This window comes from Hohaiivirga grylli (assembly GCF_039655745.1).
In the GTDB taxonomy this organism is placed as follows: Bacteria; Pseudomonadota; Alphaproteobacteria; order Rhizobiales; family Beijerinckiaceae; genus Hohaiivirga; species Hohaiivirga grylli.
This window is the reverse complement of sequence record NZ_JBBYXI010000002.1, coordinates 693,640-707,490: the sequence shown is the minus strand read 5'-3', so window position 1 is coordinate 707,490 and position 13,851 is coordinate 693,640. Positions and strand designations below refer to the sequence as shown.

The following is a 13,851-nucleotide window of genomic DNA, read 5'->3' as shown; positions in this document are numbered from 1 at the left end:
ACAAGAGCAGATCAGACCATGCATCGTTATCGCAGTCATACCTGCGGAGATATCCGCGAAAGCCACGTTGGCGAAACCGTCAGATTGTCAGGCTGGTGCCATCGTATCCGAGATCATGGTGGTTTGCTCTTCATCGACTTGCGCGACCATTATGGCATGACACAATGTGTTGTTGACCCGGATTCCGCAGCATTCAAGATGGCTGAAACCGTTCGCTCTGAGTGGGTCGTCCGCTTTGATGGCAAGGTACGCAAGCGTCCTGAAGGAACCGAGAATCCTGAACTGCCAACCGGTATGGTTGAAATCTTTATCACTGATATGGAAATTCTTGGCCCGGCAGCTGAACTGCCAATGCCTGTTTTCGGTGATCAGGAATATCCGGAAGATGTACGCCTGCGTTATCGCTTCCTTGATCTGCGCCGTGAGAAGCTGCACCAGAATATCATGAAGCGTGGTGCAATCATTGATTCGCTGCGTACGCGTATGAAAAATCAGGGCTTCTTTGAGTTTCAGACGCCAATCCTGACAGCTTCTTCTCCAGAAGGTGCTCGCGATTTTCTCGTGCCGTCACGTTTGCATCCCGGCAAGTTCTACGCATTGCCTCAGGCTCCTCAGCAGTTCAAACAGCTGACGATGATTGCGGGCTTTGACCGCTATTTCCAGATCGCTCCTTGCTTCCGTGATGAAGATGCGCGTGCTGACCGCAGCCCGGGTGAGTTCTATCAGCTCGATATTGAAATGAGCTTTGTCACTCAGGAAGATGTGTTCCAGGCGATTGAGCCGGTTCTGCGTGGTGTCTTTGAAGAATTCGCTAATGGACGTCCTGTCAGTAAAGTCTTCCAGCGTATTCCATATGCTGAATCTATGTTGAAGTACGGCTCTGATAAGCCGGACCTGCGCAACCCGATTGAAATTGTTGATGTGTCCGAAGAATTCCTTCGTGATGATGTCAACTTCAATGCCTTTAAGAATGTTGTCAAAGCTGGCGGTGTGGTTCGCGCCATTCCGGCTCCGGGCTCCGCAACACAGCCACGTTCATTCTTCGATAAGATCAATGACTGGGCTCGTGGTGAGGGTGCTCCAGGTCTTGGCTACATCATCTTTGAAGAGCAGGATGGCAAGCTGGTCGGTAAGGGGCCAATTGCCAAGTTCGTTCCTGAAAACGTACAGGAAATCATCGCCAAGAAAGCAGGCCTTAAAGCTGGTGATGCGGTCTTTTTTGCCGCTGATGAAAAGAATAAGGCTGTTTCTCTGGCTGGTAAGGCACGTGTCCGCATTGGTGATGACCTTGGTCTTGGTGATAAAGACCAGTTCATCCTTTGCTGGATCACAGACTTCCCAATGTATGAATGGAATGAAGATGAGAAGCGCATCGACTTCTCACACAACCCATTCTCCATGCCAAACTATGATCATGATGCCTTTATGGCTCTGGATCCGAATGACAAGGATACAATCCTGTCAATCAATGCATTCCAGTATGATATCGTCTGTAACGGTTACGAGCTGTCTTCTGGCGCTATTCGTAACCACCGCCCGGACATTATGCATAAGGCTTTCGAGATTGCTGGCTATGGCAGTGATGTTCTGGAAGAGAAGTTCGGTGGCATGCTGAAGGCCCTGAGCCTTGGTGCTCCTCCGCACGGTGGTATCGCACCAGGCATTGACCGTATTGTGATGTTGCTGTGTGATGAGCAGAACCTGCGTGAAGTTGTTCTCTATCCAATGAACCAGCGCGCAGAAGACCTGATGATGGGTGCCCCATCAAACGTTTCGCCAAAGCAGCTACGTGAACTCAGCATTCGTCTGAATCTGCCAGAGAAATAAGATCAGTTTAAAAACTGATGTCATATAAGAAAAACCACCGGTTGAATGTAACCGGTGGTTTTTTGTTTTAAGGAAAACTTATATTGAGAAGGAGGTTCCGCAGCCACACGAGCTTGTTGCCTGGGGGTTCTCAATACGGAATGATTGCCCCATCAGGTCATCAATAAAATCAACTGTGGCACCATCCAGATATTGCAGGGAAATCTCGTCAACCAGAACGGTGATGCCATCTTTTTCAATGGCAGTATCATCGGCATTTCTATCTGGTGAAATATCAAAGGCATACTGAAAGCCTGAGCAGCCGCCACCATTGACGCTGATACGGAGCATCGCTCCCTCAGGTTCTTTCGCCAGAATGGTATTAATGCGCTTTGCCGCACGCTCAGTAACTGTAATGCTCATTGTTTCCGCTTCATAATTTGCAGGTTTTTCTCCTGCGAATCCTTTACTGTTAAAACTAAGTACTAATCATGGCAGCTTCAAGCAGCCCTGAAGAAGAATATTCATATATGCGTAAAGGTCGTGTGTGGTGACACATGGATGTGTCAGGAGGAGAAACGGGTGAAGTCTTTTGGTGAAAGGTGGCGGGCTCCTTATGCTTGTGATCCTGCAAACAGCCGGGGTCGGCTTTTTCCTACCGATACATCCCCGACCAGAAGTGAGTTTCAACGCGATAGAGACCGTATTATTCACTCATCTGCGTTTCGTCGCCTTAAGCATAAAACACAGGTTTTCGTCTATCACGAAGGTGATCATTACCGGACACGTTTGACGCATACGATTGAGGTTGCTCAGATTTCCCGTGCTATTGCCCGGTCACTTGGGCTGGATGAGGATCTGGCAGAGGCTTTGGCGCTGTCGCATGATCTTGGTCACACACCATTTGGGCACTCCGGAGAGGATGCCTTAAACCGTTGTCTGAAAAGCTATGGTGGGTTTGATCATAATGCGCAGGCACTCAGCATTGTGACCAGACTGGAGAACCATTATGCCGAGCATGATGGTCTGAATCTGACATGGGAAACCTTGGAAGGTCTCGTCAAACATAATGGCCCGTTGCTGAATAAGGATGGCACGCCGACCGAGCGTTATAAAGTCAGTGGTATTCCTCAGCTTATTCTGGATTACAATAAACAGCAGGATTTATGGCTGGATACATATGCCAGCGGTGAGGCGCAGGCCGCTGCAATTGCCGACGATATTGCCTATAACACCCATGATATTGATGACGGTTTGCGGGCAGGCCTGTTTGAGCTTGATGAGCTGCGTGAAATTCCCCTGTTGAATGCGTTGCTTGATGAGATTGATAGCCGCTATCCAGATCTGAGTACTGAGCGCCGTGGTCATGAGCTGACACGTCGGCTGATTACCCGGTTTGTTGAAGATGTTGTACGCGAAAGTGATCTTAATCTTGCGGCTCTTAATCCAAAGAGCGCAGATGATATCCGTCATGCATCAAAAACACAGGTAACATTTTCTGCTGAGATGCATGCCGCTGATCAGGCAATCAAAGGTTTCCTTTATCCGCATATGTATCGCCATGAGCGGGTGATGAGTGTTCGCAAGGATGCTGAGAATATCGTTGAGAGTTTATTCCGGCACTATATGGAGCACGAGGGTGATATGCCTGAAGAATGGCAGGTGCAGACACAGGATATGCCTCAGAAAGCGCTGCAAGTTGCCAATTATATTGCCGGTATGACTGATAGATATGCTATTCTTGCGTATCAGAGGCTATTTGGCAGCGTTCCCAGCTTGCGCTAGTCGTAAACATCTGCCTTAAGTCCTGCATATACCGAAACAGAACGAATCCTTGCGAATAGAGATCATGAATATCTTTGCATTTTTTGAGCGTCGCGTAACAGATATTATCAATACACTGGTTGCCGAAGGGCGATTGCCTGAGGGGCTTGATACCGGGCGCGTTGTTGTCGAACCTCCGCGGGATGCGACTTATGGTGATCTCGCAACAAATGCTGCCATGGTTCTCGCAAAAGATGCCAAGAGCAATCCGCGGGCACTGGCTGAGATGATCATTGAAAAGCTCAAAAGTGATGAGTTTGTTTCTAAGGTTGATATTGCAGGTCCAGGGTTCATCAATCTGACACTTGTCCCAGAAGTGTTTCATAAAGTTCTGAAAGATGCTCTTGCACTTGGTCAGGAATTTGGACGGAGCGAGCAGGGCAAGGGGCAGGCGGTTAATGTCGAGTATGTATCTGCAAACCCGACAGGGCCAATGCACGTAGGTCATGGTCGTGGTGCGGTATTTGGTGATGCTCTTGCAGGTCTGCTTTCATTCGCTGGATATAATGTCTCGCGTGAATATTACATCAACGATGCTGGCGCACAGGTTGATGTCTTGGCACGCTCAGCTTATCTGCGTTACCGCGAAGCTCTTGGTGAAGAGATCGGGCAAATTCCGGAAGGGCTTTATCCGGGAGATTACCTTGTTTCCGTAGGTCAGTCTTTAGCCAAGAAATATGGCAATGAGCTGACGTCTCAAAGCGAAGCTGAATGGCTGCCAGTGGTTCGTAACTTCGCCATTGATGCCATGATGGACATGATCCGTGAAGATCTGGCTGCTCTTGATATCAAACACGATATCTTTTTCTCAGAGCGATCTCTGACCCAGAATGGAACAGATGAAATCCGCAAAACAATTGAGACGTTGCGTGAGCGCGGTCTGATCTATGAGGGACGCCTGCCGCCACCAAAAGGCCAGCTGCCAGAAGATTGGGAAGATCGTGAGCAGACACTCTTCCGATCAACTGATTTTGGTGATGATGTTGATCGTGCACTGATGAAATCGGATGGGTCGTACACATATTTTGCTGCAGATATTGCGTATCACAATTCAAAGTATGAGCGTGGCTTCCCATCAATGATTGACGTCTGGGGCGCTGACCACGGTGGCTATGTCAAACGTATGCAGGCTGCTGTAAAGGCCATTACCAATCAGCAGGGCAAGCTTGATGTAAAGCTCTGCCAGTTGGTGCGCTTGCTCCGGAATGGTGAGCCGGTGAAGATGTCCAAACGTGCCGGTGAGTTTGTAACACTGCGTGAGGTTGTCGATGAGGTCGGGCCTGATGCTGTGCGTTTCATGATGGTTTTCCGTAAGAATGACGGTACGTTAGACTTCGATCTTGCCAAAGTGGTTGAGATGGCAAAAGAGAATCCGGTGTTTTATGTGCAGTATGCCCATGCTCGCTGTGCATCCGTTCTGCGTGAAGTGAAGAGACTTCTGCCAGACATGGATGTTTCGGCTAAGGGGCTTTCAGATGTCGATCTTTCTGCCCTGAGTGATTCTTCAGAAATTGAGCTGTTTCGTTTTATTGCCCAGTATCCGCGTCTTATTGAAGCCGCGGCTGCAAGTCATGAGCCCCATCGTGTGGCTTTTTATCTCTATGAACTGGCTAGCTGCCTTAATAGTTTGTGGAATAAAGGCAAGGACTTGCCGCAATTACGGTTTATTAATCAGGATGATGCAATGCTTACAAAGGCCCGCTTGGTCTTTGTGACTGTTGTTCGGGATATTTTGGCGTCAGGTCTTGGTGTTTTGGGTGTTTCAGCCCCAGACGAGATGAGATAGTTTTTATTTGAGTAATAGGAGGGCGGCCGCATGAATGAGCCGACAAAACCGCGGTTTACTGTTGATCTTGATGAAATTGATCGTCAGCTAAGACGTGCGGCTGCGTCGCCGACACAGGTGCGGCAGGAGCCTTCATTCACGGGTGAGCCGATAAATGCGCCATCCATGCCTCAGATCAAGCCTGCTTCAGAAGATTCTTTTGTGGCAGAAACCTTGACTGCCGAACCGGCGTTACCGCCTGTTGCGCCAGACTTCCCGCCTCAGCCGCAGGAGCCTGCGCCTAAGCCTTCTGCACAAAATATGCCGGATCCGTTGCAGGAACTGGCCCGTATTGTTGGGCAGGATGATCCTTTTAAAAATATTCTGGGTGGTGCTTCAAAGCCTGCTGGCAACCAGCCGTTTCAGGGCTTTTCAAACTCTCCGTTGCCGCCTTCCTCAGGATTTGACGGCTTTGCAGGGGTGAAGCAGCCAGAGGCAGCTCCAGCCGCTAGTCCTTATGGCACATATTCACGCCAGCCTTCAGCTCCTCAGGCTGCTCTGCCGGAAGATCAATACCTTGATTCTCAGGCACCCGCTTATCAGGATGAGGTTGCGGAGACTCCGTCGGCTACATTGCCACCAGAAAGTTATACGCCATCTTATGCCAACCCAAATCTTGGATATCAGCCGGGTTATTATGAGACTGAAGAACTCTCTCATATGCCCGTTCAGAAGTCTGGCAAAAAGAAACTTGCAATCAGTCTGGCGGCCTTAATCGTTGCTGGAGCTGCCGTTGGTGGCTATATGATGCTTCGTAATACGGGTATTGTCGGAGATAACGAGCCGCCACTTGTCACGGCTTCTGATGAACCTACAAAGGTTGCACCCGAAACGCCTGGTGGAAAAGAGTTTCCTGATCAGAACAAGCAAATTTATCAGGGTAACGCTGCTTCAGAAGGAAATATTCAGGTTGTCAATCGTGAAGAGCAGCCTGTGGATGTTCAGGAAGCAACGGGGGCGCGGGCTAACGCTGCTTTCGTAAATAGTCTTGGTGAAGCACGGCGTGTTCGTACGGTTGCTGTGCGTCCAGACGGAACAGTGATCGGTGGTGAAGCTTCGCCTGCTGCTCCTGGTACAAGCACTACTAGCATTCAGACACAGTCAGCCGCGACATCTCAGGCTCTGGAAGAGCCAGAAGATACGTATGAAAGTCCGGCTCCTGTATCTCCAGCTCCTGCACCACAGCCTGAGCCACGCGCAACCGCACCTGCTCAGCCAACACGAACTGCTGCTGTTGAAGCACCTGCCCAGACACCAGCATCGGCTGCGCGTTCAACTGGCCCATATGCTGTTCAGTTCGGTCTGGGAAGCAGTGAGGCTGAAGGATTGGCGCGGTTCAATCGACTGAAAGCGCAATATCCGGATGTTCTTGCAAATGTTTCACCATCAATTCAGGCTGCTGAAAGTAATGGTCGAACAATTTATCGCATTCGTTCTGTTGGTATGAGCCGTGAAGATAGTAATTCACTATGCAACAGCTTTAAGGCTGCTGGTGGTGATTGTTACGTGGCCAGAAACTAATCTGGCTGAAAGAGTGATATTGCCATGGCTATAAGTGCAGCAATCATTGGTTGTTCCGGACTTGAGCTGAGCCCGGATGAAATCTCTTTTTACAAGGATAATAATCCTTGGGGCTTTATCCTCTTTAAGCGGAATATCGCTGATCGTGAACAGGTTCGTCGCCTTTGTGACGCCTTACGTAATATTACGGGCCGCGATGATACACCAATCCTGATTGATCAGGAGGGGGGGCGCGTGCAGCGTATGGGGCCTCCAGACTGGCCTGCCTATCCAACGGGCAATGCTTATGGAGAGGTTTATGCTCGCGATCAAAAACTTGGTATTGAGATGACGCGTTTTGGTGCTCATCTGATTGCCAGTGACTTGCGAGAAGTTGGCATTACGGTTGACTGTCTGCCGGTTCTTGATGTGCCGGTTGTGGGTGCTCATGATGTTATTGGTAACCGTGCTTATGGAAATGAGCCTGAGATTGTTGCAACACTTGGGCTGGCCGCTTCCAACGGTTTGTTGGATGGTGGAGTTCTACCGGTTATCAAACACATACCCGGACACGGTCGGGCAGGCGTTGACAGTCATTTGAGCTTGCCGATCGTTGAGTGCTCCCGTGAAGAGCTGGAGCAGGATTTTGCACCATTCACGAAGCTGGCTGATATGCCGTTGGCAATGACGGCTCATGTTATCTATTCCGCTATTGATGCAGATAATCCGGCAACAACATCCAAAATTGTGATTGATGAAATCATTCGTCGTTATATAGGTTTCAGTGGCCTGCTAATGAGCGATGATCTTTCTATGCAGGCGCTGGCTGGCAGCCTTGGTCAACGCGCAAAAGCAGCTTTTGCGGCTGGTTGTGATGTCGCCCTGCATTGTAATGGCCAGATGGATGAAATGATTGCTGTTATGGCTGAAGTTCCGGCTCTGGACGGGCAGGCTTTAAAAAGAGCTGTTTCAGCTTTGGAAATGATTGCTGCGCCACGTCCTTCTGTTGATCTGGCTGATATGCGTCAACGTTTTAATTCTGTTTTCTCTGCTTGACGTTTAATCGTACGTTCGCCTTATAGTGGAGTGACATGAAGCAAGAACTCCAATTTGATGGCAACGAACCAATTGATCGGGCAGAGCGCGAAAATGCTCTGCTGATTGATATTGATGGTTTTGAAGGCCCTCTGGATCTCTTGCTTGAGCTGGCGCGCCGCCAGAAGGTTGATCTGCATCGCATTTCAATTCTGGCGCTGGCAGAGCAATATCTAGCCTATATTGAAGAAGCACGTCGTTTACGACTTGAGCTTGCTGCTGATTATCTTGTGATGGCGGCATGGCTTGCCTATCTGAAATCCAGATTATTACTGCCTGAGCCACCAAAGGATGATGAGCCCAGTATTGAGGAGCTGGCTGCAGCTTTGGCTTCTCGTCTTAAACGCCTTGAGGTTATCCGGGAGGCGGCGCAGTTGCTTTCAGAGCGAGATCGTTTGGGGCGTGATATCTTTGCTCGTGGTGCGGCTGAGCCTGTTGTTGATACAACACAGGCAAAGTGGGATGTGACATTATATGAACTACTGGCTGCATATGCCTCACAAAGGGAAAAACAGTTTAATGCCCGCGTAACGCTTAAACGCCGAAAGGTTTGGTCTCTTGACGAAGCGCGCACGGCTCTTGAACGTTTAATAGGTTATGCCAGTGACTGGGTGAGCCTTGATGAGCATCTTCTAAAATATCTGGTTGAGCCATCTATGCGTCCGACCGTTTTAGCTTCCGCGCTTTCCGCCACGCTTGAAATGGTGAAAGAGGGGCGCTTTTCTGTGCATCAGGATCATGCGTTTGGCCCGGTCTGGCTAAAAGCCAATAAGAAGAAAGAAGAGTGATATGGAACAGGATACTCCTGAGAATCATCACAGTTCAGATGCGGGGCAGGCCCTTATTCCACCAACCCATGAAGAATGTATTCGTCTGGCAGAAGCAATATTGTTTGCCTCAGCTGCTCCTGTAACGGAAGAGGAGTTGCTCGGTCGCTTGCCTGAAGGTTCAGATGTTGCACGTATTCTGAATGATCTTGAGCAGTTTTATGCTTTGAGAGGGGTTAATCTCGTTCGTGTTGCAGGCGGGTGGGCTTTTAGAACGGCGACTGATCTTGGCTTTATGCTGGCAAGAAATATCGTCGAAAACAGAAAGCTTTCACGAGCTGCAATTGAGACACTGGCAATCATTGCCTATCACCAGCCTGTAACACGTGCTGAAATTGAAGAGATAAGAGGCGTTACAACCTCAAAAGGAACGATTGATACGTTGCTGGAAACAAGCTGGATACGTTTAAGAGGGCGCCGGCGGTCCCCCGGTAGGCCCGTAACTTACGGTACAACGCGTGTCTTCCTTGATCATTTCGGACTGGATGCCATTACAGATTTACCAGGTCTGGAAGAGCTTAAAGGGGCAGGGCTGCTTGAAGGGCGTTTGCCTGCTGGTCTTGATCTGCCATTACCTAATGATACCGATACGCTGTTACCAGACGAAGATCCGTTGGATGAAGGAGATCTGTTCTACGGAATGGATACTGAGAATCAGGATGAAGATGAGACTGAACCTGATGGTGAAATCTAATTGACTTTACGCTGTCGTGTGACTTTTTGCCTCTAAGGCGACCGAAAGGTCGGTCAAAGATATCAAAAAGTGAAGCTGCACAGTCATAAGCAGGATTTTTTTACTCCAGAACGCGCTTGCTCTGTGGACGACGACAGTCTTGAGATTGTATGATATAGCAAGTTACATCATTTAGAACACAAGCGTTTTTCGCATTAGTTTTTGTGTTCAAAGTGCCTTGAAGAGATGGCACAGGAGGATTTTATGGGCGGTTTAAGTCTGTGGCATTGGCTTATTGTTATTGCAATTGTACTTGTCCTGTTTGGCGGACGTGGCAAAATTTCTGACATTATGGGTGACTTCGCGAAGGGGATTAAATCCTTCAAGAAGGGTCTTAGTGAAGATGAAGCTCCTGCTCAGCCAGCTCAGCCGGCGCGCGCAGACGAAGCAAAGGTTATTGAGCAGGCCGCTCCAGCTCCAGCAGCAATTGCTGAGCCAGTAAAAACAGTTGCTAAAAAGCGCGCTCCTGCTGCAAAAGTTGCTGCTCCTGCCAAGCGTGCGGCTGCTCCTAAGGCCGCAGCTCCAAAGGCAAAGGCTGCGGCTCCTAAGAAGACAGCTGCTGCCGCACCTAAGAAGGTCGCAGCCCCTAAGAAAGTAGCAGCTCCTAAGGCCGCAGCTTCAAAGGCAAAGGCTCCAGCAAAGAAAACAGCAGCTAAAGCTTCTACAACACGTAAGAAGGCTAGCTCTTAATCTGGTGGCGGCTGATGCCGCTACTTTTCCTGAGAGGTGAACCGGACCATGTTTGACATGAGCTGGGGGGAAATTCTGGTTATCGGTGGCGTTGCACTGATAGCCATAGGCCCTAAAGACCTACCGAAAACACTTCGAGCTCTTGGCACCACTGTCGGGAAGCTCAAGCGTATGGCTGGCGAGTTTCAGTCGCAGTTTCAGGAAGCCATGCGTGAGGCTGATCTTGAGGAGCTGAAAAAAGCAGCTTCTGACGTGACAGATTCTGGCCCTTCAATTAATCCTTTTGAGCCTTTGCAGAATATAGCTGATGATATTCAGAAGGCGGTTGAAAATCCGGCGACACTTTTGCCACCAGTCTTTGATGATGAGGCAAAAACGGAAACTGCAGCTGAGAAGCAGAAAGTATCTGCCAAGCCTAAGAAAGCAGCGCCAAAAGCATCAAATGCCAAACCTCCTGCAGAGAAGGCACCGGCGCGTAAGGTAGCTGCGACCACAACGTCTGAAAAAGCAAAGCCCCGCAAAACAACAGCAGCTAAAACAGCCAAGGCGGGTGGAAAAGCGAAATGAGTGAAATTGAAGATGATATCGAAGCTTCGCGTGCGCCTTTGATCGACCATCTGATCGAACTGAGAGCACGGTTGATTAAAGCACTTGCTGCTTTCTTTGTTATGTTTATCGTCTGCTTTGCTGTTTCGACGCCAATTTATAACATCCTTGTTGAACCCTATGTTTATGCGGTTGGTAGCCCTGAAAAAGCGCATCTGATTTATACCCATGGTCTTGAGTTCTTTCAGACCAAGCTATGGGTTGCTGCTTTTGGGGCCGGTTTCTTTGCCTTTCCAGTTATAGCTGTCCAGATTTACAAGTTTGTAGCCCCTGGTCTTTATAAGGATGAGCGTAAGGCTTTCGTACCTTATCTGGTTGCGACACCTGTCCTGTTTTTTGTCGGGGCATGCGTTGTCTATTTTATTGCAATGCCTCTGTTAATGCGATTCTCTGTCGGCATGCAGCAGCTTGCAGCAGAAGGGGCGCCAACAATCACCTTTATGCCAAAGGTTGGTGAATATCTGTCATTGATTATGACCTTGATTTTTGCCTTTGGTATTTGCTTCCAGTTGCCGGTTGTTCTGACTTTGCTGGCGCGGGCAGGGATGGTGACCTCTACTTTTCTGACTGATAAGCGTCGGCATGCGATTGTGTTTGTCTTTGTCATCGCTGCTATTTTTACGCCACCTGATGTAATCAGTCAGTTTGCTTTGGCTATTCCAACCTTACTTCTCTATGAAGCAGGTATCCTTGCCGTGCGTATGGTAGAGAAACGTCGTGGCAATGATGAGACATCAGAGCCGGGGCAGGACCTTCAGGTTTAAGATATATCTTCAGTCTCAAGATAAATGTTAGAACTAACCTGCTTTGCGTGACATAGCGGGATTTTCCCGCTAGAACCTATTTCATTAGCCTCAACAGAATTTACAGGTCGAATATGCACGATATCCGTTTTATTCGGGAAACTCCGGAGCTTTTTGATAAGGGATTGGCTAGCCGTGGGCTGGAACCATTGGCTCAATCCATCATTTCTCTGGACGATCGCCGCAAAACTGCAATTACCACACTGCAGAATTCTCTTGAGAAGCGCAATAGTCTTTCCAAAGAGATCGGTCAGGCAAAGGCTGCCAAGGATGAGGCCCGTGCCCAGCAGTTAATGGCTGATGTTGCAAAGCTGAAAGAGGTTATTCCTCAGCTTGAGGCTGAAGAGCGGCAAATTCAGCAGGAGCTTGATGAGCTGCTGTCTGCAATTCCGAATACTCCAGGTGCAGACACCCCTGTGGGTAAGGATGAAGCCGATAACGTTGAGCGCCATTATTTTGGAACGCCGCGTGAAATCGATGATCCCAAGCAGCATTTTGAGCTTGGCGAAGCTATGGGGTTGATGGATTTTGAGGCTGCCGCAAAGCTCTCAGGTTCTCGCTTTGTTGTTCTTCGTGGCCAGCTTGCGCGTCTTGAGCGTGCTCTTGGTCAGTTCATGCTGGATCTGCACACAACCGAGCATGGCTATACAGAAGTTAACCCGCCAATTCTGGTGCGTGATGAAGCTATGTATGGCACAGCTCAGCTGCCAAAATTTCGTGATGACCAGTTTGCTGTTTCTAATGGTCTCTGGCTTGTCCCAACTGCCGAAGTACCTTTGACGAATCTGGTTCGTGAGAGCCTTCTGAGTGAGGAAGAGCTTCCATTACGCGTTACAGCTTTGACACCATGCTTCCGTGCGGAGGCAGGGGCGGCAGGTCGTGATACGCGCGGTATGCTCCGTCAGCACCAGTTTATGAAATGTGAGCTTGTTTCAATCACAACTCCAGAGCAGTCAGCTGAAGAGCATGAGCGTATGCTGTCTTGTGCTGAGGCTGTTTTGAAAAAGCTGGATATTCCATATCGTGTCATGACCCTGTGTACAGGTGATATGGGCTTTGCTTCCATGAAAACATACGACATTGAAGCTTGGGTGCCTGGGCAGAAAACCTATCGTGAAATCTCCAGCTGTTCAGTCTGTGGGGATTTTCAAGCGCGCCGTATGAATGCACGTTATCGTCCTAGCGAGGGTAAAAACCCACGTTTCGTCCATACTCTGAACGGTTCGGGAATTGCCGTTGGCCGTGCGCTGATTGCTGTTATGGAAAACTATCAGAATTCGGATGGTAGTGTCACGATACCAACAGCACTTGTGCCTTATATGGGTGGGCTAACAAAAATCGGAGGGTGATTATGCGAATCCTATGCACCAATGATGACGGTGTTCATGGTCCGGGCTTATCGGTTCTGGAAAATATTGCCAGACAGCTATCCGATGATGTCTGGGTTGTTGCGCCTGATTATGATCAAAGTGGTGTATCTCATTCGCTTTCACTGAACGATCCCATGCGTCTGCGGGAAATATCGCCAAAGCATTATGCTGTTCGTGGTACGCCATCAGATTGTGTGATTATGGCTGTTCGTCATCTTATGCAGGATAAGGCGCCGGATCTGGTGCTATCCGGCGTAAACCGCGGACAGAATATAGCAGAAGACGTTATTTACTCAGGAACGGTTGCCGGTGCTGTTGAGGCAACTATTATCGGCATTCCTGCTATTGCCATGTCTCAGGCTTATGACCATCGGGCAAGGGCCTCTGTTCCGTGGAACTGTGCTGAGATGCATGGTGCAGAGGTTGTTCGCAAAATTCTTGAAATCGGTATCCCAAAAGGTGGGTGTATTAATGTCAATTTCCCCGGATGTGAACCGGGTGATGTTGCAGGTATTGAGGTTGTAACCCAAGGGCGCCGCAGTCAGGATATTATTCAGGTTGAGAAGCGTGAGGATGGGCGTGCTATTCCATACTACTGGCTTACTTTTGGTGGCCGAAGTGAAACATGGGAAGAGGGCACAGACTTATGGGCCGTTAACAACCGCTGTATCGCTGTAACGCCTTTACGCATTGATATGACAGATCACTCTGTTCTGGCTCAATATGCTCAGGGCTTTCTTGATAAAGCATCACGCTCATAATTTATTCAGCA

General features: G+C 49.0%; 12 protein-coding genes and 1 pseudogene. 12 read left to right on the top strand and 1 reads right to left on the bottom strand.

The window, feature by feature from the left end; all coding sequences use genetic code 11:
* Window positions 1-18: 18 nt before the first annotated feature.
* The gene (aspS, locus tag WJT86_RS07620; protein WP_346336946.1) at window positions 19-1,827 is read left to right on the top strand and encodes an aspartate--tRNA ligase; all 1,809 of its coding nucleotides are present in this window, start codon (window positions 19-21) and stop codon (window positions 1,825-1,827) included.
* Between the two features lie 78 nt (window positions 1,828-1,905).
* Here the strand turns inward: aspS and erpA are convergent, their stop codons facing one another.
* Window positions 1,906-2,229 (bottom strand): iron-sulfur cluster insertion protein ErpA, encoded by a 324-nt coding sequence (erpA, locus tag WJT86_RS07615; RefSeq protein WP_346336945.1) that lies wholly within the window; start codon window positions 2,227-2,229, stop codon window positions 1,906-1,908.
* Window positions 2,230-2,367: 138 nt separating this feature from the next.
* Between erpA and WJT86_RS07610 the strand changes: the two genes are divergently transcribed.
* From WJT86_RS07610 to surE, 11 genes and pseudogenes are all read left to right on the top strand, one after another.
* Window positions 2,368-3,591 (top strand): deoxyguanosinetriphosphate triphosphohydrolase, encoded by a 1,224-nt coding sequence (locus WJT86_RS07610; protein ID WP_346336944.1) that lies wholly within the window; start codon window positions 2,368-2,370, stop codon window positions 3,589-3,591.
* A 64-nt stretch (window positions 3,592-3,655) separates the two neighbouring features.
* Complete coding sequence (argS, locus tag WJT86_RS07605) at window positions 3,656-5,416, top strand: arginine--tRNA ligase (RefSeq protein WP_346336943.1); 1,761 nt, start codon at window positions 3,656-3,658, stop codon at window positions 5,414-5,416.
* 30 nt (window positions 5,417-5,446) lie between these two features.
* Window positions 5,447-6,976: an SPOR domain-containing protein gene (locus WJT86_RS07600; protein ID WP_346336942.1), complete on the top strand. Its 1,530-nt coding sequence runs from the start codon at window positions 5,447-5,449 to the stop codon at window positions 6,974-6,976.
* 24 nt (window positions 6,977-7,000) lie between these two features.
* Window positions 7,001-8,011 carry a beta-N-acetylhexosaminidase gene (gene nagZ, locus WJT86_RS07595; RefSeq protein WP_346336941.1) on the top strand — a complete coding sequence of 337 codons (1,011 nt, stop codon included), beginning with the start codon at window positions 7,001-7,003 and terminating at the stop codon, window positions 8,009-8,011.
* Window positions 8,012-8,046: 35 nt separating this feature from the next.
* Window positions 8,047-8,838 (top strand): segregation and condensation protein A, encoded by a 792-nt coding sequence (locus WJT86_RS07590; protein ID WP_346336940.1) that lies wholly within the window; start codon window positions 8,047-8,049, stop codon window positions 8,836-8,838.
* 1 nt (window position 8,839) lies between these two features.
* The gene (gene scpB / locus WJT86_RS07585; protein ID WP_346336939.1) at window positions 8,840-9,571 is read left to right on the top strand and encodes an SMC-Scp complex subunit ScpB; all 732 of its coding nucleotides are present in this window, start codon (window positions 8,840-8,842) and stop codon (window positions 9,569-9,571) included.
* 243 nt (window positions 9,572-9,814) lie between these two features.
* A pseudogene (locus WJT86_RS12295) lies at window positions 9,815-10,024 on the top strand (twin-arginine translocase TatA/TatE family subunit); the annotation flags it as partial.
* Between the two features lie 324 nt (window positions 10,025-10,348).
* Window positions 10,349-10,867 (top strand): Sec-independent protein translocase protein TatB, encoded by a 519-nt coding sequence (gene tatB / locus WJT86_RS07575; RefSeq protein WP_346336937.1) that lies wholly within the window; start codon window positions 10,349-10,351, stop codon window positions 10,865-10,867.
* Entirely contained in the window at window positions 10,864-11,670 is an 807-nt protein-coding gene (tatC, locus tag WJT86_RS07570; RefSeq protein ID WP_346336936.1) for a twin-arginine translocase subunit TatC, read from the top strand. Before tatB ends, tatC begins: the two co-directional genes overlap by 4 nt.
* A 113-nt stretch (window positions 11,671-11,783) precedes the next feature.
* The gene (gene serS, locus WJT86_RS07565; RefSeq protein ID WP_346336935.1) at window positions 11,784-13,058 is read left to right on the top strand and encodes a serine--tRNA ligase; all 1,275 of its coding nucleotides are present in this window, start codon (window positions 11,784-11,786) and stop codon (window positions 13,056-13,058) included.
* 2 nt (window positions 13,059-13,060) lie between these two features.
* Window positions 13,061-13,840 carry a 5'/3'-nucleotidase SurE gene (gene surE / locus WJT86_RS07560; RefSeq protein WP_346336934.1) on the top strand — a complete coding sequence of 260 codons (780 nt, stop codon included), beginning with the start codon at window positions 13,061-13,063 and terminating at the stop codon, window positions 13,838-13,840.
* Window positions 13,841-13,851 lie beyond the last annotated feature (11 nt).